This is a genomic window from Listeria aquatica (genome assembly GCF_014223975.1).
Classification (GTDB): Bacteria; Bacillota; Bacilli; order Lactobacillales; family Listeriaceae; genus Listeria; species Listeria aquatica.
This window is the reverse complement of the sequence record NZ_JAARRM010000001.1, coordinates 626,786-648,937: the sequence shown is the minus strand read 5'-3', so window position 1 is coordinate 648,937 and position 22,152 is coordinate 626,786. Positions and strand designations below refer to the sequence as shown.

The 22,152-nt window shown below is 39.8% G+C and carries 20 protein-coding genes; 6 read left to right on the top strand and 14 right to left on the bottom strand.

The features are described 5' to 3' along the window. Positions 1–35 precede the first annotated feature (35 nt). The 3 genes from pyc to HB912_RS03260 form a co-directional block, all read right to left on the bottom strand. Complete coding sequence (gene pyc / locus HB912_RS03270) at positions 36–3,476, bottom strand: pyruvate carboxylase (protein WP_185372186.1); 3,441 nt, start codon at positions 3,474–3,476, stop codon at positions 36–38. A 302-nt stretch (positions 3,477–3,778) separates the two neighbouring features. Further along, complete coding sequence (locus HB912_RS03265; protein ID WP_185372185.1) at positions 3,779–4,945, bottom strand: FtsW/RodA/SpoVE family cell cycle protein; 1,167 nt, start codon at positions 4,943–4,945, stop codon at positions 3,779–3,781. 146 nt (positions 4,946–5,091) lie between these two features. After that, complete coding sequence (locus HB912_RS03260; RefSeq protein ID WP_036072738.1) at positions 5,092–5,367, bottom strand: Fpa/YlaN family protein; 276 nt, start codon at positions 5,365–5,367, stop codon at positions 5,092–5,094. A gap of 162 nt (positions 5,368–5,529) precedes the next feature. On the opposite strand from HB912_RS03260, the gene HB912_RS03255 reads away from it, so the two are divergent. Further along, positions 5,530–5,772 carry a YlaI family protein gene (locus tag HB912_RS03255; protein ID WP_036071609.1) on the top strand — a complete coding sequence of 81 codons (243 nt, stop codon included), beginning with the start codon at positions 5,530–5,532 and terminating at the stop codon, positions 5,770–5,772. A gap of 74 nt (positions 5,773–5,846) precedes the next feature. On the opposite strand, the gene HB912_RS03250 is transcribed toward HB912_RS03255, so the two are convergent. The 3 genes from HB912_RS03250 to HB912_RS03240 form a co-directional block, all read right to left on the bottom strand. After that, on the bottom strand, positions 5,847–6,716 hold the full coding sequence (locus HB912_RS03250; protein WP_185372184.1) for a DUF5068 domain-containing protein: 870 nt from the start codon (positions 6,714–6,716) through the stop codon (positions 5,847–5,849). Positions 6,717–6,929: 213 nt separating this feature from the next. Continuing rightward, on the bottom strand, positions 6,930–8,768 hold the full coding sequence (gene typA / locus HB912_RS03245; RefSeq protein WP_185372183.1) for a translational GTPase TypA: 1,839 nt from the start codon (positions 8,766–8,768) through the stop codon (positions 6,930–6,932). A gap of 221 nt (positions 8,769–8,989) precedes the next feature. Next, positions 8,990–9,742, bottom strand: coding sequence for an inositol monophosphatase family protein (locus HB912_RS03240; RefSeq protein WP_185372853.1), 753 nt, complete (start codon positions 9,740–9,742; stop codon positions 8,990–8,992). A gap of 177 nt (positions 9,743–9,919) precedes the next feature. On the opposite strand from HB912_RS03240, the gene HB912_RS03235 reads away from it, so the two are divergent. Next, positions 9,920–10,534 carry a YktB family protein gene (locus HB912_RS03235; protein WP_185372182.1) on the top strand — a complete coding sequence of 205 codons (615 nt, stop codon included), beginning with the start codon at positions 9,920–9,922 and terminating at the stop codon, positions 10,532–10,534. 200 nt (positions 10,535–10,734) lie between these two features. Continuing rightward, positions 10,735–11,679, top strand: coding sequence for a magnesium transporter CorA family protein (locus tag HB912_RS03230; RefSeq protein ID WP_185372181.1), 945 nt, complete (start codon positions 10,735–10,737; stop codon positions 11,677–11,679). A gap of 52 nt (positions 11,680–11,731) precedes the next feature. On the opposite strand, the gene HB912_RS03225 is transcribed toward HB912_RS03230, so the two are convergent. The 7 genes from HB912_RS03225 to pdhA form a co-directional block, all read right to left on the bottom strand. After that, on the bottom strand, positions 11,732–12,265 hold the full coding sequence (locus HB912_RS03225) for a DsbA family protein (protein WP_185372180.1): 534 nt from the start codon (positions 12,263–12,265) through the stop codon (positions 11,732–11,734). A gap of 21 nt (positions 12,266–12,286) precedes the next feature. Further along, a complete protein-coding gene (locus tag HB912_RS03220; RefSeq protein WP_185372179.1) occupies positions 12,287–12,559 on the bottom strand; it encodes a UPF0223 family protein in 273 nt (90 codons plus the stop codon). A 206-nt stretch (positions 12,560–12,765) separates the two neighbouring features. Next, on the bottom strand, positions 12,766–13,086 hold the full coding sequence (locus tag HB912_RS03215) for a hypothetical protein (RefSeq protein WP_185372178.1): 321 nt from the start codon (positions 13,084–13,086) through the stop codon (positions 12,766–12,768). A 112-nt stretch (positions 13,087–13,198) separates the two neighbouring features. Continuing rightward, positions 13,199–14,602, bottom strand: a complete 1,404-nt coding sequence (gene lpdA, locus HB912_RS03210; protein ID WP_185372177.1) for a dihydrolipoyl dehydrogenase — start codon at positions 14,600–14,602, stop codon at positions 13,199–13,201. Between the two features lie 4 nt (positions 14,603–14,606). Beyond that, positions 14,607–16,211, bottom strand: a complete 1,605-nt coding sequence (locus HB912_RS03205; protein ID WP_185372176.1) for a dihydrolipoyllysine-residue acetyltransferase — start codon at positions 16,209–16,211, stop codon at positions 14,607–14,609. 77 nt (positions 16,212–16,288) lie between these two features. Further along, positions 16,289–17,266, bottom strand: coding sequence for an alpha-ketoacid dehydrogenase subunit beta (locus HB912_RS03200; RefSeq protein WP_185372175.1), 978 nt, complete (start codon positions 17,264–17,266; stop codon positions 16,289–16,291). A gap of 2 nt (positions 17,267–17,268) precedes the next feature. Further along, positions 17,269–18,384: a pyruvate dehydrogenase (acetyl-transferring) E1 component subunit alpha gene (pdhA, locus tag HB912_RS03195; RefSeq protein WP_036072150.1), complete on the bottom strand. Its 1,116-nt coding sequence runs from the start codon at positions 18,382–18,384 to the stop codon at positions 17,269–17,271. Between the two features lie 735 nt (positions 18,385–19,119). Between pdhA and def the strand changes: the two genes are divergently transcribed. The 3 genes from def (at position 19,120) to HB912_RS03180 (ending at position 21,247) form a co-directional block, all read left to right on the top strand. Further along, the gene (gene def, locus HB912_RS03190; protein ID WP_185372174.1) at positions 19,120–19,671 is read left to right on the top strand and encodes a peptide deformylase; all 552 of its coding nucleotides are present in this window, start codon (positions 19,120–19,122) and stop codon (positions 19,669–19,671) included. A 65-nt stretch (positions 19,672–19,736) separates the two neighbouring features. Then, positions 19,737–20,738: a ThiF family adenylyltransferase gene (locus HB912_RS03185; protein ID WP_185372173.1), complete on the top strand. Its 1,002-nt coding sequence runs from the start codon at positions 19,737–19,739 to the stop codon at positions 20,736–20,738. Between the two features lie 14 nt (positions 20,739–20,752). Beyond that, entirely contained in the window at positions 20,753–21,247 is a 495-nt protein-coding gene (locus tag HB912_RS03180; protein ID WP_185372172.1) for a MogA/MoaB family molybdenum cofactor biosynthesis protein, read from the top strand. 38 nt (positions 21,248–21,285) lie between these two features. Here the strand turns inward: HB912_RS03180 and HB912_RS03175 are convergent, their stop codons facing one another. After that, complete coding sequence (locus tag HB912_RS03175; protein ID WP_185372171.1) at positions 21,286–22,041, bottom strand: SDR family NAD(P)-dependent oxidoreductase; 756 nt, start codon at positions 22,039–22,041, stop codon at positions 21,286–21,288. Between the last annotated feature and the right edge of the window lie 111 nt (positions 22,042–22,152).

The following is a 22,152-nucleotide window of genomic DNA, read 5'->3' as shown; positions in this document are numbered from 1 at the left end:
CGAGGAACCCCCTCGCACCTGCCTGTGTCACTCATTTAAATTCGGCTTACTTCCATCAATAGATCGCCTGATTCGATCGTATCTCCGTCAGAAACATAAATCGTATTAACTTCTCCGTCGAACGGCGCTTGAATCGTTGTTTCCATCTTCATTGCTTCTGTAATCAGAAGAGAATCGCCTTTTTTCACACGTTGACCTTTCTTCGCCACTACTTGAATGACAGATCCAGTAAGAGTTGCCCCAACATGTTCTGGGTTCGTTGAATCAATCTTACGTCTTGCGATCACAGTCGATTGAACGTTGAAATCTTGGATATTAATTTCACGCGGTTGTCCATTTAATTCAAAGTAGATCACACGCGTTCCGTCCGCAATCGGTTCTCCGATGGAATTCAGCTTGATTAGTAAAATTTTTCCTTTTTCAAGCTCTACTTGCGTTGTTTCTCCAAGTCGCATTCCTTTGTAGAAAGTAGGTGTATCAAGCACCGTAACATCCCCATACTTGTTAATCATTTCTTGATAGTCAAGGAATACTTTTGGATAAAGAATATATGCAAGAACGTCTTTCTCAGAAGGCTCGTAGCCAATCTTCTCCTGTAATTCTTTCTTCACTGCCACAAAGTCAACAGGGTCCATATTAGCTCCTGGGCGATCACTTAGCGGTTTTTGTCCTTTTAAAATAATTTTTTGGAGTTTTTCTGGGAAACCACCATACGGCTGTCCAATTTCACCTTTGAAAAATTCGATGACAGAATCAGGGAAGTCAAGCGACTCACCTTTTTCGTAAACCAATTCTTCAGTCAAATCATTTTGAACCATGAAGAGCGCCATATCTCCAACTACTTTGGAAGAAGGTGTCACTTTGACAATGTCCCCAAACATTTGGTTAACAGTCGTATACATTTGTTTCACTTCATCCCAACGATCACCAAGACCCACTGCTTTTGCTTGTTGCTGCAAGTTGGTATATTGTCCGCCTGGCATTTCATGAATATAAACTTCTGTTTGCGGTGAATTAAGAGCATTATCAAAATCCTTGTAATATTTCCGAACATCTTCCCAGTAGTGATTAATGATCTGCGAGTTATGTGCATCTAAATTTGTCTGACGTTTTCCGTTTTGAAGCCCGTAGTAAAGTCCGGTCATGCTTGGTTGACTCGTTGCCCCGCTCATCGCACTGGACGCCACATCAACGATATCCACACCCGCACTAACAGCAGCTGCATATGTGTAAATACCATTTCCGCTTGTATCATGGGTATGCAAATGGATAGGCACATCGACAGTATCTTTCAGTTCATTAATTAAGCGATAGGCTGCCTGAGGCTTGAGTAATCCGGCCATATCCTTAATCCCAAGAATATGTGTTCCTTGCGCCACTAATTCTTTCGCCATGTTTTTATAATAATCAATGGTGTATTTCGTCCGAGTTTCGTCATCAATATCACCTGTATAGCAAATCGCTGCTTCCACCATTTTGCCTGAGTCACGAACTGCTTCAATGGACACTTCCATGCCTTTAATCCAGTTTAAGCTATCAAACACACGGAAAACATCGATACCAGAATCTGCTGAAAGCTTCACGAATTCGCGAATCACATTATCTGGGTAGTTTTTGTAACCCACTGCATTGGCCCCGCGAAGAAGCATCTGGAACATAACATTTGGAATTTGTTTCCGAAGGGTTTCAAGTCGAACCCATGGATCTTCATTTAAGAAACGATAAGCAACATCAAATGTCGCCCCACCCCACATTTCAAATGAAAACATATTTGGAAGCAAGTGTGCCATCGCATCGGCAATTCGGAAAATATCCTTCGAACGCACCCGCGTTGCAAGCAAGGACTGATGAGCATCCCGGAGTGTTGTATCTGTCAGTAACACTTCATTTTGCTGTTTAACCCAATCTGCCACACCAAGTGGTCCCTTTTCATCCAGAATTTGTTTCGTCCCATTTGGAATCGGCTCATCATATGGAATTTTCGGCACGCGTGGTTCATTAGAAACCGGCTTTTCTTCTTGCTTAATCCCTGGAAACCCATTTACAGTTACGTTACTAATGTAGCGCAACGTTTTCGTTCCCCGGTCCCGTACATGTGGGAATTTAAAAAGTTCAGGCGTTGAGTCAATAAATGATGTATTGTAGTTTCCACTGATAAAGTCAGGATGGCGAACTACGTTTAATAAGAACGGCACATTCGTTTTCACGCCACGAATTCGAAACTCAATAAGATTCCGCACCATTTTACGAACAGATTGTTCAAAAGTCATTCCCCAAGTAGAAAGCTTAACAAGGAGCGAATCATAAAATGGCGTAACAACTGTTCCTTGGAAACCATTTCCAGCATCTAGACGCACACCGAATCCACCAGTTGAGCGATAAGTATTGATTCTCCCTGTATCTGGCATAAAATTATTAAGTGGATCTTCCGTTGTGATCCGGCACTGAATCGCCGAACCATTGATCCGGATTTCTTCTTGTTTTGGAATTGCAACAAGTTGGTCGTGCATTGAGTAGCCATCAGCAATATAAAGCTGACTTTGTACAATATCAATTCCTGTGATCATTTCTGTAATCGTGTGTTCAACTTGAACACGTGGATTCACTTCAATGAAATAGAAATCTTCTCCTTCAACAAGAAATTCAACCGTACCGGCATTTAAGTAAGAAACATTTTTCATTAATTTAACAGCAGCATCACAAATTCTGCTGCGAAGTTCCGTTGTAATAGCATTACATGGTGCCACTTCCACTACTTTTTGATGGCGACGCTGAACAGAACAATCCCGTTCAAACAAGTGGACAATGTTGCCATGTGAATCTCCTAAAATTTGCACTTCAATATGCTTCGGATTCATCACACATTTTTCCACATAAACTTCATCGTTCCCAAAAGCAGCTTTTGCTTCTGAGGCAGCTCGGTTAAAAGCTTCTTCCACATTTTCTTCAGCTTCAACAACACGCATTCCACGTCCGCCACCGCCAAGAGAAGCTTTAATCATAAGAGGATAACCATTCTCTTTCCCAAATTGAATAACTTCTTCAATTCCAGAAACTGGTCCATCACTACCTGGAATAACTGGAATCCCTGCTAAAAGCGCTTGTTCTTTGGCTTTAATTTTATCGCCGAACATATCTAAGTGTTTCGATTTTGGGCCAACAAAAATGATGCCCTCTTCTTCACATCGCTTTGCAAATTCAATATTCTCCGAAAGGAATCCATATCCAGGATGAATGGCGTCAACGGAAGCTTCTTTGGCAATCTCAATTATATTTTCAATATCCAAATAAGCATCAATCGGTTTTTTCCCTTCCCCAACTAAATAAGCTTCATCCGCTTTATATCTGTGGAAAGCTGCAGTATCTTCTTGTGAGTAAATTGCTACCGTCTTGATTTTGAGTTCAGTGCAGGCACGCAATACCCGAATCGCAATCTCACCGCGGTTTGCAACAAGCACTTTTTTAATTTGATTCATAATTTTCCTCCTAACCAACACTCCGCCTTTTTAAGCGTATCAGCCAAAACACTCGAAAGAGGTTTAAACGGCTTTGCTTTTTTAATTTTGTGTATCTTCTGCTTATTTCGTTCTCTGGAAAAACGTCAGCAATAGGATGCAAGATATACCCCTAATTATAGTATTAAATGATACCAAAAGTAAATTGTTTTCTCCTGACATTGAAAAACTATTCAAAAAAACACATACATTTTCGTTTGTCCACCCACTAAATATTCGTAAAAAAAAGAAAACACTTTTTCCAAGCAAAGTGTTTTCTTTCGCTATTCTTGTTTGCCATATTTTCGTTTATAGTTGGAGAACATCCCAATATTAAGCACAATACCCATCAAAATCGAAAGCACCATGAGAGACGAACCTCCGTAACTAATAAAAGGAAGTGTCACCCCTGTAATCGGAATGGTGCCAGATGCTCCGCCTAAGTTGATAAACGCTTGAATACCAATTAATCCAGCGGTCCCATAACAAATCAAAGAGCCAAATGGATTGTCCGTACGAAGTCCTGTCACGATCGTTTTAAAGATGATAAAAAACAGTCCAAAGAGCACAAAAAGCACTCCGAAAACACCTAATTCTTCTGAGATTACAGCAATAATAAAATCTGTATGAGCTTCAGGCAAATAGCCTAACTTTTGTACGCTTTGCCCAAGTCCTTGGCCGAAAAAGCCACCAGAACCGATCGCATAGTAAGAGTTAACTAATTGATGCCCGGTCGTTCCTTGGTCACGAAACGGATTCATAAAGCCAGTAAATCGTCCGAGACGCGTCGGTGAAATGATTTGGGACTGGATATGATCCGGTAAAAGCAAAACAATAAGCGTGAGCACAACTAAAATTCCAATACCAAGCCCGATAAGTTTTAGCATGCTTTTAAGACGCATGCCTGAACACAAAATAATACAACAACCCGTAAGAAAAATAATCATTGCTGTACCAAGATCAGGCTGTATCGCAATTAAAAAGCAAACAAAAGCTAGGAAAAACACAGGAGGTAATACCCCTCTGTTAAAATCATCTATGTAACTTTGCTTTTTCGCATAGATAGCAGCCAAATAAATGATAACGGAAATTTTTACAAACTCCCCTGGTTGAAGAGAAGCAGCTCCTAGACGAAACCAGCTTTGCGCATTATTTGCGGCATGTCCAACAAAAAAGATCATCAGTAACAGTAGTACCGAACCAAACATCATTGGAATCAAAAACTTATTTTTTTGAAAAACATGATACGGAAAAAGAGCAAATCCAATGAAAAAGACGAGGCTAATACACAAGTTTTTCACCTGACGAACATAATAAAAATCAGCCGGTAATTCATGACGATAGGCAAGCGACCAGCTTGCACTATAAACCATAACTAGACCGAACAAACAAAGTAAAATATAGACAACAATTAGTGAATAGTCATATGACTTTAAAATTCTTTTTAACATATCCCTCTTCCAATCCTAGTTGTTCCTCGAAAGCCCATTTTTTCTATTATAATGAAAAAAATGCCTCGTGAAAAGTAATCGCCTCTCAAAAGCAAAGAATTTTAATAATAAAAAAGCGTCCGCAAAAAACGCAGACCCTTTTTTGGTTATTGTTTATTCATCGAGAGCTCATGCAAAGTTGATAACTCTTTTTCAAGCGTTGCTAAAAGTTTCTTGCCTTCTTCAGCTTCAAGAAGTCCTAAACGAATAGCAAAATTAATTTCCCGTGACAAACCGTACATTTGCGTATCCAATACTTCTTCATACGCTGGGCACTGCGGCAATGTTAAGTTATCCATCTGAACTTTAATGAGCTGTAGTATTCGCTTCGCATCTTCTTTTAGTAACTCCACCGCCTGATTCCGATGATCCGTTTGATCCATCACAGATGACCCCCTGTCGTACGCGATAAACGCTTAATCTACTCTTTCTATACCTAAAAGTATAGCATAAAAAAAACAGTCTGCAAATGCTTTCTATTCATAAAATCATCCTTTTCCTTGATTTTCAAAACATGTTATAATAAAAACATCGAGGTGATAAGAATGAAAGCAACTTGTATTTTATGTGGAACTGTCAATGAACTAGATGATCGCGATTTCAAAACAAAGCGATTGAGAAATAAACCCATTCGGTTATATCTATGTCCTGAGTGTGACCACCGTATTGCCATAAAAACAATGGAGCGCATTAATTCTGGAAAATTCCGATTCAATAAATCATTTACCAAACCATTCAGCCAGTTAAAACGTGAAGTTGAAGCTAGGGAAAAAGAAAACGCAGAATAAAAAAAGCTTGGAACGAAGTGATGAATTACAAGAATAATTGTTTCTTGTAAATTCCTTCGATTCCAAGCTTTTTATTATTGAACTTTAAAAGTTGCAATTTCATCGTCGCCTTTTACAGCTTTGTTATCCATTTTGCTCGGATTTGGAACTGCTAGACGAGGATTGGATTTCAAATCTTCAAATTTAGCATCATCTAAAATATAAGTGACAAAGCCTTCAGCCGTTTTCCCTGGAGCAAATACGTAAGGATCGCTTGTGCTACCTTTAATTTTGTATTTAGCAGGTACAAAGTTATCTAAGCTTCCTCCTGTAACAGAAGAATTCCCAGCTAAACTGATTTGTTCAGGCTTATAGGTCAAATTCTCATTTGTTTGGTTAAAGATGGAAAAATCAATCGTCACTACATAACCGCCATTTTGAATCGAACTTTCTGGAGAATACTGGTCGATTTTCTTCGTTGGTTTTTCTACTTTTTCCACCTTATATTGATTCACACGAATTGTCAGCGAACCAAAATCTTTGATAAAAGTTGGTGAATAACTGCCATAAACTGTTGTCACCTTACCTCCTGTGATTGGCTCTACATTCGACACCATAAAAGCACTTTTTGAAATCTGAGGAGCCGCGATCGTTTGTTTGGCTGGAGTTTGTTTACTGCTCTTAGATTCATTTTTATTTGTTGATGGTTCCGATTTATTCGTATCCTCTTTCGTTGTTGTATCTTTACTCTCAGACGAAGAATCATTAGCTTTTTCCTCATTAGATTTAGCTGTACTTGACTCTTTCTCGTCACTTTTTTCCTTTGGTTTCTTGTCCTTTTTCTCGGCTTTTTGTTCCTGTTTACTCTCTTCTTTTTTCTCTTTGTCAGCAGATTTATCGGAACCACAAGCTACAACAAAAAGGGCTACCATCAAAATCATCATGGCACTTAACCACTTTTTCATCGTACACACTCCTTCCTGATACTTTTACTATAACAGAAATCTCCCAACATTACAATTATGTTACAAACATTTCTTTTAAAAAACAAGCCTAAAAAAATCCCCTTTCTCGGTTACTCCTTATCAACTTATTTTTTTATACATTCAATATACCAAAAACCAGATTTTGATACAAATAAAGACGATACAGCTCGAAGGCTATATCGTCTTTATCAATCATTCTGCGCTTTTTCTACGTTTTGCTGCTTTTTCACGTTCATTCTTGTTCAAAATCTTTTTACGTAAGCGAACATTTTCAGGTGTTATTTCACAATACTCATCATCATTCAAGAATTCAAGCGATTCTTCAAGGGACAAATGGCGTGGGCGCTTGATCACATTCGTTTGATCTTTCGTCGCCGAACGAACATTGGTCATTTGTTTCGCTTTTGTAATGTTAACCGCGATATCATTTTCACGGCTATTTTCACCAACGATCATACCTTCATAGATTTCTGTTCCCGGCTCTACAAAAATTGTTCCACGGTCTTCGACTTGCATGATTCCGTAAGTGGTTGTCTTTCCAGTTTCCATTGAAACAAGAGCTCCATTACGGCGTCCACCAACGCGCCCTGTTTGCATTGGTTCATAATCAAGGAACGTATGGTTAACGATTCCGTATCCACGTGTCATGGATAGGAAATCCGTCGTATAACCAATCAGTCCACGTGCAGGCACTTTAAATTGGAGACGCACTTGCCCATTTCCATCATTAATCATGTTTTGCATTTCACCTTTACGTTGACTGATAGATTCAATGACAGCTCCCATAAATTCTTCTGGTGTATCAATTTGTACATCTTCAACGGGCTCTGATTTCACACCATCGATTTCACGAATGATCACTTCTGGTTTTGAAACTTGAAGTTCATACCCTTCACGACGCATCGTTTCAATTAAAATCGACAAATGCAACTCACCGCGTCCAGAAACTGTCCAAGCATCTGGAGAATTCGTTGGTTCCACACGTAGCGATACATCCGTTTGAAGCTCAGCCATCAAACGTTCTTCAATTTTACGACTTGTCACGTGCTTCCCTTCACGTCCAGCAAATGGACTGTTATTCGTTACAAATGTCATTTGTAGCGTTGGTTCATCAATCCGGAGTACTGGGAGTTTATCTTGATGGTCAAACGGCGTTACCGTTTCACCAACGAAGATGTCTTCCATTCCAGAAAGAGCCACCAAATCACCTGCTTTTGCTTCTTCAATTTCAACTCGTTTCAAGCCGAAGAAACCAAACATTTTCGTTACCCGGAATTGTTTGACCGAGCCATCTAATTTCATAAGTGCAACCGTTTGTCCTACATGCATTGTTCCGCGGAAAATACGGCCAATTCCGATACGACCCACATAATCATTATAATCAAGAAGTGATACTTGGAATTGTAACGGCTCATCGCTATTATCAACTGGCGCTGGAATATGCTCAATGATCGTATCCAGTAAAGGTTTCATGGTAGCTTCTTGATTTGCTGGATCAGAATCCATGCTTGAAGTTCCATTAATTGCAGAAGCATAAATCACCGGGAATTCAAGCTGGTCATCATTAGCTCCAAGCTCAATGAAAAGTTCCAATACTTCATCGACAACTTCCTCTGGACGAGCAAAGTCACGATCAATTTTATTCACGACAACAATAGGTGTTAAATTTTGCTCTAGCGCTTTTTTTAGTACAAAACGCGTTTGCGGCATTGTTCCTTCATAAGCATCTACGACAAGCAAAACCCCATCAACCATTTTCATGATTCGTTCTACTTCTCCACCAAAGTCGGCGTGTCCAGGTGTATCCATGATATTTACACGTACACCTTCATAATCAATTGCTGTATTTTTCGCTAAAATTGTGATGCCGCGTTCTCTTTCAAGGTCATTGCTGTCCATCGCACGCTCATCCACATGTTCATTGGAACGGAATGTTCCAGACTGTTTCAACAATTCATCCACAAGCGTTGTTTTACCATGGTCAACGTGCGCAATGATTGCAATATTACGAATATCTTCTCTTAATTTCACTTTCTAGTTTCCTCCTAAAAATAGGCTTTCAGTCGTTTTCAAACGAAAAGCTGATCCTAAAACTTCTATTGTCAAGATCAAAACCGCATTAGAGCCTAAATAAAGAGGAAAATAACAATTATTTTCCTCTTGCAGCCGATCGATCCGTTAAATTCAACTCACCAATTATAACACAACTTGATGAAAGAAAACACACATTTGTTTTCAGAAAAGCAATTTTTTCATTTCTTTAGATATAAATTTTGAAGTTCTTGGTACACCTTTGGAAGGGCAACAACTGAAGTTCCTTTTTCAAGCATATCAATTTCTTCTCCAGAAAGCCTTGAAACGATACATCCAAGTTCTTCAGCAATAATTTTTGAAGCTGCAACATCCCATGGCGCGAGATTCGCTGCAAGATAAGCACCGGCGCGCCCTGTCGCAACTGCCATAAATTCAAGTGACGCAGCTCCGTAAAGACGTAAACCGCGAGAAACTCGGATTGCCTCTTTTAATTTTGGATAGAGGTTCACCGCGCTTAAGTTTGCAATAAGAAGGCTATCTGCCACACCGCGCCTATCGCTTACTCTTCGGATTTCACGTCCATTTAAGGTCGCTCCCTTTCCTTTTTCTCCCACATACAAATCATCTTTTTCAACGTCGTAAACAATTCCGTATTCGCCAATTCCATCCATATATAAAGCTATAGAAATCGCAAAATCACGCTTTTGTTCCACAAAATTGAGCGTCCCATCGATTGGGTCAATAATCCAAACGGCACCTTCAAGTGACTCCACTTTATGTTCAGCGTTTTCCTCGCCAAAGATTCGGTGCGACGGGAAATATTGCTTTAAATAACGTGTAAAAAGTGCTTCTATATATTGATCGACCTCTGTCACCAAATCATTTCGGCTAGATTTCGTTTCAATCCGTAGCTCTTTTTCAAACGAAGCTTCTATATATTGTTTAGCCTCCGTGAGAAAAACTTTCATCATTTCTTTTGCCTCTTCCACTATTTTTTGCTTATTCACATGATCCCGCTCCTTCAATTTGTTATCCTTATTTTAGCACAGCACATCTCTACTTGTGAAGAAAGCCAGTTGCTTTCCTTGCCAGTTGATCTTTTATATAATGGAAGGGTGAGCACGATTTCAAACTGGGAGGAATTAAAAATGACCGAAGCTTTTTCAAAAAAGGATTTTAAAGCGATGAAACAACCTGGGCTTGACGCACGGATGGAGGCCATCCAAACAGAAATCCAGCCAAAATTTCAACAACTCGGAGAAACACTTACTTCATTTCTTAGTCTAGAGCTTGGAACCGAGATGTTTCTACATATCGCAAAACACGCACGCCGCTCTGTAAATCCACCAGAAAGCACTTGGCTTGCCATCGCTAATGATAAGCGCGGCTACAAAAAACACCCTCACTTTCAGGTAGGACTATTCGAGGATCATGTTTTTGTCTGGCTCGCTTTTATTTATGAAAACAAAGAACGTCAAAAAATTGCAGAACGTTTTTTAAAGCAAGAAAAATTGTTCAAAAAGCTATCAGCAAACAACTATAGCCTTTCAAAAGATCACACCATCCCTGATTATTTTCCACTTCAAGAAAAATCACTCGAAGACACGCTTGTCCGATTTCGTGATGTAAAAAAAGGAGAATTTCTTGTTGGTAAAGTTTACCAAGAAAACGACCCCATTTTGCAATCCCTCGACAGCTTTTTACTGGAAGTAGAAACCATTTTTGATCAGCTTTTACCGCTCTACCGACTTGCCATAAAATAACCATGTACAAATAGGCTTAAAGCCGTTATAATGGTAGAGTTGAATACGAAAGGGAGTGAATAATCTAATGGAAAAAATGAACCGAAAACCGAGTGAACCAGATCCGCATCGAAGTTTAAAGAAGCTGGTCCATTTTGCCTTAGGTTATCTCCGAGGTGCGATGTACCTGCTTAAATGAAAAGATTGAGGAGGTTTTAGCGATGCACCAAATTTTCAAATCAAATGCGGACGGGAAACTTGAAGAGCTAGAAATGCCTGAACGCAATGCTTGGGTGAATATTGTAGCCCCAACATCAGAAGAAATTAATCAAGTTGCAGAAGAATATAAAATTCCACTCGAATTCTTGGAAGACTCACTCGATAAAGATGAAAGCGCCCGGATTGAACGGGATGATGACACGGATTCTGTTTTAATCATTTGTGACTTTCCAGTTGCGGATGAAGATGATATCCATTATGCTTCGTTTGAAACGGTTCCGATGGGAATTATTTTGACAAAAGATTATTTTATTACCATTTGTACAATTGATAGTTCCATCATTCAGTCTTTTGTTAAACGCCGAATCAAAGGCTTTTATACGCACATGAAAACACGTTTTGCTTTGCAGATTTTGTATTTAATTTCAACGCAATTCTTGCGTCACTTGAAACGCTTGAATCGTCAAACGGATGAAATTGAAAAAGAACTGCACGAATCCATGAAAAATAAACAACTTTATGACCTCATGGGAATCGAGAAAAGTTTAGTTTATTTTGTCACTGCCTTAAAGTCAAACAAGCTTGTGCTTGATAAAATGATGCGTCAAAACATTGTCAAAATGTACGAAGAAGATCAGGACTTGCTGGAAGATGTAATCATCGAAAATCGACAAGGAATTGAAATGGCAGAAGTTCATTCCAATATCTTAAGCGGAATGATGGATGCTTACGCTTCGATTATTTCTAACAACATGAATATTGTGATGAAGTTCTTAACTTCTTTCACTATTATTTTAACGATTCCTACGATGGTATTTAGCTTTTACGGGATGAACGTAGATTTACCGTTTATGCACATGCCTCTTGCTTGGGTTTTAACTCTCGGCATTTCTTTCGGTATCGCCGGTACGCTTGCCTTCGTTTTTTGGCGCCGCAAGTTCTTTTAAAAGCCAAATAAAAAAAGCTGTATGCACGATTTTTACGCGCACACAGCTTTTTTTATTTACCAAATTCTTCATTAAGAAGTGCAGTGAGTTCATCTGGTGTGATATGTTCATCAAAAATATGCTCACCTACAACAACAGTTGGCACAAGCGTCACGTTTGCACGTCCTGCTTCTTCAATAATGGCTTTTGTTGCTTCTTGGTTGTTTTGTTCGCTCAGGCCTAGTTTTGTTTCCATATATTGCGCAACTTCATCCAGTGACAAGCTTCCCCACTCTTCTTGTGTTTCGAAAATCTTATCTATCGCTTGTAGCGATTCAAACGGCGCATCATAATTTAAATAGCGATGGGTTACATTACCACGTTGTAAGGATTCTTTTTCTTTATCAAACAGTTTGATGATCAGCTCTATTTTGCCTTCTTCGATAAACCTCGACAAGACATCTCGTGATTCCTCATGCCATTTTTTGCAATACGGGCAACGCAAATTAATAAAGGACATGACTTTCACTTTGGCATTCTCACTTCTTGTAAGATGAATGCCTACTTCTGGTTTTACTTCTGCTGCTTTAATTTGACTGATATCCATTTCAAATTCCTCCTCTTTTTATTAAGGTCGCATCTTGATTGTACTAGTCGTTGTATTTTTTACGAGTTTCATAACTTGATAAGGCGAATAGCCGCTTACCGCTTCAAATTCTTTTCCAAGCTGTTTTTCTTCTCCAATGGAAGGCACAACTTGCTTATAATCGCGATAGCGTTTTTTTAGTTCCTGTACGTCAATCCCTGACTCATACGCTTTTTCAATCGACTCAAAATATCGAATTACAGTAACAATTTCTTCTTTCGACCAGTCCATATTTAATGGGTAGCTATAATTCATTTTTTTCATTCCTCTCGGAAGACTTCTAAAATCCGAAAGCAGTCTTTTTAAAACGAGCTTCTTCCCTCATTTTCGGAGGGAATCTTGCTGTTTCTAGCTTTCATTCCTTAGATCTATTTTAGCATGTTCCTGTTTTCGTTTACAAAAAATGCGCTTCACGCCATAAAAAAACTTCAGTTTTCCTGTAACTGAAGTCCCCCTTGTTATTAATAGCTGTGCGCTTCTGCATGTCGTTCCATATAATCGATCCTCGCAAAATGGAGACCGATAAAAAACAAAACGGGCATGAGATATTGTAAAACGAAAACGATACTGTAACGCAAGAAAACACTAGCAATTGGAAGTGCGATGACGGGATCAGTAAATGGCGTCATGATAATGCGAACTACTGCACGCCAACCATCTGTCGCATGCATTTCATGAATAAAACCGACACCGAAATTGATCAGTGTGAGCACGAATAAACCGCCTGTTAGGATCATCAAGATGGCAAATAAAAAACGCGGAATATGAAATTGTCTCTCCATTTTTTAACACCTGGATTCTTATTGGATTTTATGAAATAAGTGCTTCTCCTTCGCACTCTCATTCTAGCAAAAAAATACGCTGTTTACAAACATGTAAACAGCGTATTTGACTTTAAATGTGAATTGGGCGACCAAGTGCTAACTCGGCTGCTTCCATTGTTAGTTCGCCAAGCGATGGATGCGCATGGATCGTAAGTGCGATATCCTCTGCTGTAACGCCTGTTTCAATGGCAAGTCCAATTTCAGAAATGATATCGGATGCGTTGATTCCGGCTACTTGAGCGCCAAGAACAAGTCCATCTTCTTTACGTGTAACAAGACGAACAAAACCTTCTGGAGCATCAAGTGACAAGGCACGTCCATTTCCACCAAGTGGGAATTTCGATGCTTTTACGTCGATACCTTTTTCTTTCGCTTCTTTTTCAGTCATACCAACAGATGCAAGTTCTGGATCACTAAATACGACAGCTGGAAGTACAGTATAATCGTTTTCCGCTTTTTCGCCAGCAATTGCTTCTGCAGCAACTTTTGCTTCATAACTTGCTTTATGTGCAAGTGGAACACCAGGAACGATATCTCCAATCGCAAATACATTTGGAATGTTTGTCCGACCTTGTTTGTCCACTTCAATTAAACCGCGTTCTGAAACTTTCACACCAAGTTGTTCCAGTCCAATTTCATCTGTGTTCGGACGACGACCAACAGTGACAAGCACGTAATCAGCATCAATTGTGTGTGTTTCACCATTCGCTTCATAGGTCACTTTCACGCCATCTTCTGTTTCTTCCGCAGATTTAGCAAGTGCTTTTGTAACGATTTCAACGTTTTTGTTCTTCAAGCTACGTTTTACAAGTGAAACCATGTCTTTTTCATACGTTGGCAGAATTTCTGGGCCACCTTCTAAAATAGTTAGTTCTGTACCAAGATTTGCAAAGGCTCCGCCAAGTTCAGTTCCGATATATCCGCCACCAATAACGACTAGTTTTTTAGGAACTTCTTGAAGTGCCAGTGCGCCAGTTGAATTCAAGACACGTTTACCATATTTAAAACCTGGAATTTCAATTGGACGAGATCCCGTAGCAATAATGACATTATTAAAGGTATACGTTTGTGCAGAGTCTTCATGAATAACACGAAGTGAATGTTCATCCACAAAGAATGCTTCCCCGCTCACCATTTCCACTTTATTCTTTTTAAGAAGGCCTTTAACACCTGTTGTTAATTTGTTAACAACGCCGCCTTTCCACTCTTGTGCTTTTGTGAAATCAAGGTCTACTTCTTTTGCTTTCACACCCATGTGTTCGGAAAAACGAGCTTCTTCAAAGCGATGACCGATTGTGATCAATGCTTTTGAAGGAATACAGCCAACGTTTAAACATACGCCACCGTAATATTCTTTTTCAATAATCGTTACTTTTTGTCCAAGTTGTGCAGCACGAATTGCAGCTACATAACCACCAGGGCCAGCACCGATAACTATTGTATCTCTTTCTTCTGGAAAATCTCCTACAACCATTATTTTACGCCTCCATTAGTAATAATTCTGGGTCGTTCAGTAAACGTTTGATATTGTTCATCGCTTTTTGAGCTGTTGCACCGTCAACAACACGGTGGTCAAAGCTTAGAGAAAGCGCTAAGACTGGTGCTGCTACAATTTCGCCATCTTGAACAATCGCTTTTTCAGCAATACGTCCTACTCCTAAGATCGCTACTTCCGGATAGTTGATAACTGGTGTGAACCATTGTCCACCGGCAGAACCAATGTTCGAAATCGTTGCTGAACCATGTTTCATTTCATCAGCAGTAAGTTTTCCATCGCGTGCTTTTCCAGCTAATTCGTTGATTTCATCAGAAATAGCGAACACTGATTTCATGTCTGCATGTTTTACAACCGGCACATATAAACCGTGATCCGTATCAGCTGCAATTCCGATGTTGTAATAATGTTTATAGATCAATTCTTCAGTTGCATCATCCATTGTTGTATTAAGCACTGGGAACTCTTTCAAAGTTGCTACAAGCGCTTTTACAATATATGGCAAGAAAGTAAGTTTAATACCTTTTTCAAGCGCCACTTCTTTGAAACGTTTTCTGTGCGCCATAAGGGCTGAAACTTCAATTTCATCCATTAATGTAACATGCGGCGCTGTATGTTTCGAATTCGTCATTGCTTTTGCAATCGCACGACGAGTTGGTGTAAGTTTTTCACGTGTCTCTGGGAATTCCTCACCTGCAGCAGGAACTGGTTTTTTCGCTGCTTGTGGAGTTGCTTCTGCTTTTGTTGGTTCACTTGCAGAAGCGGCCGCTTGTGCTGGTTGTTCTCCGTTTAGATAAGCATCTACGTCTGCTTTTAAGATACGGTTGTTTTTACCAGAACCCGCAACTTCGCGAATATTTACGCCTTTTTCACGTGCATATTTACGAACAGATGGCATTGCAATCACAAGTCCATTTGGATCTTTTTGAACGGACGGGACACCGTTTCCACCAGTAGCTGGAGCAGCTGGAGCTTCGGGCGCCGCTGCTTTTTCTTCTGCAGCTGCAGGGGTCGCACTACTACTTTCAGCACCTTCAAAGTCCCCTAGAAAAGTGACAAGAACTTGTCCAACAGTCGCGACTGTTCCTTCGTCAACTAAAATATCTTTAACCGTCCCATCTACTGGAGATGTGATTTCTTCAACTGATTTATCGTTTTGTACTTCAAAAATGGCTTGATCTTCTTCAACTTGATCGCCAGGTTTTACAAACCACTTAACGATTTCGCCTTCATGAATCCCTTCACCGATATCTGGAAGTTTAAATTCAAAGATTCCTTTGCCGCCACTAGCAGCTTCTGTTTTCGCTTCGGCAGGTGCTGCTTGTTCTTCAGCGTCATTCTCGTGACCTTCTACTCCATCAAAAGTGACAAGAACTTGTCCAACAGTCGCTACTTCTCCTTCAGCTACTTTAATTTCTTTAATCGTACCTGAAACAGGCGAAGTGATTTCTTCGACCGATTTATCATTTTGCACTTCGAATAAAGACTCATCTTCTTCGATTTTATCGCCTGGTTTTACAAACCATTTAACGATTTCGCCTTCGTGGATACCTTCACCAATATCCGGTAATTTAAATGAATATGCCATTCTAATTAAGCCTCCTGTTTTAGTCGTTTATCCAAAAGTCAAAAGGCTTTAAGAAGCCTTTTGACCAATTCTTTCAATTAAAATGCTAGAACTTCTTTCACTCGTTCAATGATATCGTTATGGTTTGGAAGCCAAACAGTTTCTGCTTGCGAGAATGGGAAAATGCTATCAGGAGCATTTACACGCATAACAGGTGCTTCAAGAGAAAGAATAGCGCGGTCATTGATTTCAGCAATCACATTGGCAGCCACTCCACCTTGTTTTTGAGCTTCTTGAACCATGACCACACGATTTGTTTTCTTAACAGAAGCAATGATGGTATCTGTATCTAATGGGCTAATTGTACGAAGATCAATCACTTCAGCAGAAACCCCTTCTTTTTCAAGTGCTTCAGCTGCTTTGATCGATTCTTGAACCATTGCCCCGTAAGAAATAATCGTCACATCTGTTCCCTCACGGCGAACAGCAGCTTTTCCGATTTCAACTGTGTATTCACCTTCTGGAACTTCTTCACGGAAAGAACGATAAAGTTTCATGTGTTCAAGGAACACGACTGGATCGTTGTCACGAATTGCTGAAATGAGTAATCCTTTTGCATCGTAAGGAGTTGATGGGATGATCACTTTAAGACCAGGTGATTGCGCCATCAAACCTTCTAAATTGTCAGCGTGAAGTTCAGGCGTATGGACACCACCACCAAATGGTGCACGAATTGTAATCGGTGCATTTCGAGTTCCACCAGTACGGTAGCGAAGACGAGCCATTTGACCAGCTACGGAATCCATTACTTCAAAAACGAAGCCAAAGAACTGAATTTCAGGTACAGGACGGAAGCCTTCAAGAGCAAGACCAATTGCTAAACCGCCAATTCCTGATTCAGCAAGCGGTGTATCAAAAACGCGATCTTCACCGAATTCATCTTGCAACCCTTCAGTTGCACGGAATACCCCACCGTTTTTACCTACGTCCTCTCCAAAAACCAAGACGTTTTCATCGTTTTTAAGTTCAACTGCAAGCGCATCTGTAATCGCTTGAATCATTGTTTTTTGCGCCATGATTATTTCGACTCCTTCGCTTCATAAATTGCCAATTGTTCTTTTACGTTGGCTGTTGGAACTTCATACATATTTTTAAGCAGATCCGTTACTTTTTGTTTTGGTATCGCGTCTGCTTCTTTAATGGCTTGTTTGATTTCTTCTTTCGCACGATCAATCACTTCGTTTTCTTTTTCTTCATTCCATAAGCCTTTTCCTTCAAGGAAAGCACGGAAACGAACGATTGGATCTTTAAGTTCCCATTCACCGTCAAGTTCCTTCGTACGGTAACGAGTTGGATCGTCTCCAGAAAGTGTATGTGGACCATAGCGGTAAGTCATTGTTTCAATTAAAGTAGGACCTTCTCCGCTCACACCCCGTTCACGAGCGAACTTAGTTGCTGCATAAACTGCAAGTGGATCCATTCCATCTACTTGAATACCCACAATTCCTGTTGCAGCAGCTTTTTGAGCAAGCGTTGGAGCAGCTGTTTGTTTTTCACGAGGTGTTGAAATCGCAAATTGATTATTTTGGACAACAAAAATGGCAGGAGCGTGGAAAGCGCCAGCAAAGTTCATGCCTTCATAGAAATCCCCTTGTGATGAGCCGCCATCACCTGTATAAGTGATTGCCACTGCATCTTTTTTATGTTTTTTAAGTCCAAGTGCTACGCCTGCTGTTTGTACAATTTGTGCCCCAATAATAATTTGAGGAGGAAGTACATGCAGATTTTCTGGTAACTGGTTACCAACAAAGTGTCCACGAGAGAACAAGAATGCTTTTGTTAGTGGTAAACCGTGCCAAATCATTTGTGGTACATCACGGTAGCCGGGAAGAATATAATCTTCTTTTTGAAGCGCATATTGGCTTGCAAGTTGAGAAGCTTCTTGTCCAGCTGTTGGTGCATAGAATCCTAAACGGCCTTGACGATTTAACGAGATCGATCTTTGATCAAGAACACGAGTCCAAACCATACGTGTCATCAGTTCCACCAGTTGTTCATCAGTCAAATCTGGCATTAAATCAGGATTCACCACTTCTCCTTTTTCATTTAGAATTTGAACCATTTCAAATTGCTTGGAAATCGCATCGAATTGCTTTTTCACATCAACTATTGCCTTCTTCGTTTTAGAAGCCATTACGTACATCGTCCTTTCGTTAGAAAAATTCGTAATCGAAAAAATGAATGCGCCATCATTCACATTCCCGAAACACTCTTTTGCAAAACCTGATTATGCACTACAAAGATTGAGAATCCATAATAATATAGAAGAATTTTTCCTGATTGCATCCACTTTGCGGCTAAACCTGAGGAATCCTCCTTCTATCGCACTGATTTATCGGGCTACAGTTAATTTACGAGTTGGAGTCTTTTCATATTGAATCGAATACAGTTCATTCACAAACTGAGCAAACCTCTCTTTTCAAAAGAAAAAATTAACTGTTTTATTTTCCATTCCAAACCTTAGTAACACACTAACCTTCTCCTTTAATTTACACTAGTATTCAATTGAAGTCAATATAATGAATCCGCTTTTTTTATCGCTTACAATCGCTGTATCACTTAGATTATTCGTTTTTCATCTTCTGTACTAAAATCCTAGCACACCCAATCCACCTGTTATATAATATTGAAATCCTCATGTTATTACACCCCTTTAAAAAAAAATCAAAAGAAAATAATATAGTTTGTGAAATCACAAACTAACTCTATTTAATCAAAACAATGAAAACGAATATAAAAGTTTAAATCCTCCCAATCGTTCGGATATAATCTAAAAAAAAGAAACTGTTCCAGCGCAAAGCAATTCATTCCTTTTTTTTAAAACTTTTGTTACAATAGGAAGAGAACAAAAACAGGAGAGGCGAAAAAAATGATTTTAATGAAAGATATTGTTCGGGAAGGTCATCCTGCACTTCGAGAAGTAGCTAAAGAAGTGACTTTTCCTTTAACGGAAGAAGAAAAACAATTAGGGCGAGACATGCTTATTTTTTTAAAAAACAGTCAAGACGAAGAGATTGCTGAAAAGTATGGTCTTCGTGGAGGCGTTGGCTTAGCTGCTCCCCAACTTGCTGTAACGAAACGAATCATTGCTGTTCATGTTCATGATGATAAAGAAAAACTTTATAGTTATGTCCTTTATAATCCTAAAATTAAAAGTTATTCTGTACAGGAAGCTTGCCTTGCTGGCGGGGAAGGCTGCTTGTCGGTTGATCGAGAGGTGCCGGGTTATGTCGTTCGAAATGAACGCATCACAGTTGAAGCTTTTGATGAGGACGGAAACCCTATTAAGCTCCGGTTACGAGAATACCCAGCGATTGTTGTTCAACACGAAATTGATCATTTGAATGGCATCATGTTTTACGATCACATCAACAAGAACAACCCTTCCTATCTGCCACCAGATGTCGATGTATTAGGTTAACTTATCCACAGGATGCCCCTTTTAAAACGAAAGTGGGCATCTTTTTCGAGTAAAGGAGGATCAAAATGGATCGCTACGATCGCCAAATGCGTGTCCGTCAAATCGGCACGGATGGCCAAAAGAAAATTATGCAAACTACCCTTTTAATTGTCGGGGTTGGGGCGCTTGGAAGTTACGCGGCAGAACTTGCCACTCGAATGGGATTTAAAAAACTCATTTTGATTGACCGTGACTTCGTTGAATGGAGTAATTTGCAGCGGCAAACGCTTTTTACAGAACAAGATGTTCGCGATAAACTTCCAAAAGCTTATGCTGCTAAAAAGCATCTTGAAGCCATCAATCAACATGTTCAAATCGAGAGTGTGATTGACGATGCTAATGCTGAAACCCTTTCTGAGTATGCTTCCGAAGTGGATGTAGTCCTCGATTGTACCGACAACTTTACAACGAGGCGCTTTTTAAATAGTTTTTGCCACACACATGATTTGCCATGGATCTACACTTCTTGTGCAGGAACATACGCCAGTTTATTTCCAGTTCGAAGCCAAAACTCTGCTTGTCTAACTTGTTTAATTGGCGAAACACCGCAAACGAACGAAACGAGTTGTGAATTAGTTGGCGTTCATGCACCGCTTGTTCCAATTACTGCTGGATTTCAAGTCTCATTGCTCACGCGACTACTTTTGGATGAGCACTTTGAATATAACGTTTTCTATCAACTAGATAATTGGACGATGACCTTTCAGCCACTAAAAGTTGCCAAAAGGTCGGATTGCCCTTCCTGCAGTTCAAAAGTCGCTCCTGAAATAAATTTTTCGGAAAAGCCAATCGCGCTTTGTGGGAAAGATACCGTTCAGTTTCGACTTCCTGGTCATAAGCGTGCTGAATTTATACAAATTATAAATCGACTTCAAGCCGAGAAAATCGAATTCAGTCAAAATCCATTTATCCTCACTTTCGAGTTTCTTGCTTATACGTTTTCTGTTTTTAAAAATGGTCGAGTGCTCATCCATGGAACGAGTGACTTGACTGATGCTAAAAAAGCTTACCAACATTTTTTTAATTGAGGAGGAGTTGTTTTTTGCACGATTCTAATGTTTTACAGGTAGACTGCGCGATACTTACAATTAGCGATACCCGAACACTTGAAACCGATGCTAGCGGAATGATGATTAAAGAATTACTGGAAGCAAGTGGACATCCCGTTTTAGAACGTGTCCTTGTCCCTGATGATGCTGATGAAATTCGTCTAGCTCTCAAGCGATTAGAAGAAAAACAAATTTCTTGCTTAATCTCAACGGGGGGAACAGGAATTTCGAAACGGGATGTAACTTTTGAAGCCCTATTCCAACAAATTGAGCAGGAGATTCCTGGGTTTGGGGAGTTGTTTCGAATGATCAGCTATCAAGAAATCGGATCAAAGGCAATGGCATCCCGAGCTTTTGCTGGATTCACCAAACGGGATAGTTTATTCTTTGCTTTGCCAGGTTCAAAAAATGCTGTCCAAACAGGCATGCAAAATTTGATTTTACCTGAGCTACCTCATTTAATTGCCGAGCGAAGAAAACAACTATAAAAAACGCTTCAGAAAAATTTCTGAAGCGTTTTTTAGGCTCAAACAATATTGGTTACGCCCCCATCCAAAATGAATTCAGCGCCCGTTGAAAAGGCAGAATCATCAGAAGCCAAAAAGAGAACCATCTTCGCTACCTCTTCTGGTTTCCCCATCCGTCCAAGTGGATAACTCTTATCGAGTTCGCGTTTTGTTAAATTGAGTGTTTCAGAAGCGTAGTTAGCCATTTGTGTTGTGATGTATCCAGGATGAATCGAATTAATCCGGATCCCCTTTGCTGCATATTCTGCTGCTGCATCTTTCGTCATCAAACGAACGGCTCCTTTACTAGCTCCGTACATAAGATGTCCTGGGCTTCCCTTGAGGCCTGCAATAGATGAAGCATTAATCACGGAGCCTGAACCTGTTTTTTCAATTTCTGGAAGAACATGTTTTAATCCCAAAAAGACACCCGTGACATTAATTCCCATCATTCGGTTCCAGTCTTCCATTGTAATTTCTGGAATAGGCTTAATCACGTAGATGCCAGCATTATTAAATAGAATATCGATTCGTCCAAAAGTCTCTTTCGTTTTCTTGACAACTGTTTCCCAGTCAGCTTCTTGGCTTACATCTTGCTTAACAAAAAGGACTTCTTGGCTTACCTTTTTTAGTTCGCTTAAAGCTTCTTCCCCAGCTGTTTGATTTACATCTGTGAAGACAACACGTGCCCCTTCTTTCAAAAAAAGTAATGCGGTTTGAAAACCTATTCCAGCCGCTCCCCCTGTAATGATTGCAACTTTGTCTTGTAATTTCATGAATTTATCTCTCCTTCGCCATTTTTGAAAGCGCTTTACATTTTAAGTTTACGCCGCTCAAATAAGCTTGTCAAAGGATTGAGATCCACTATTTACTTCACCTACTATAAA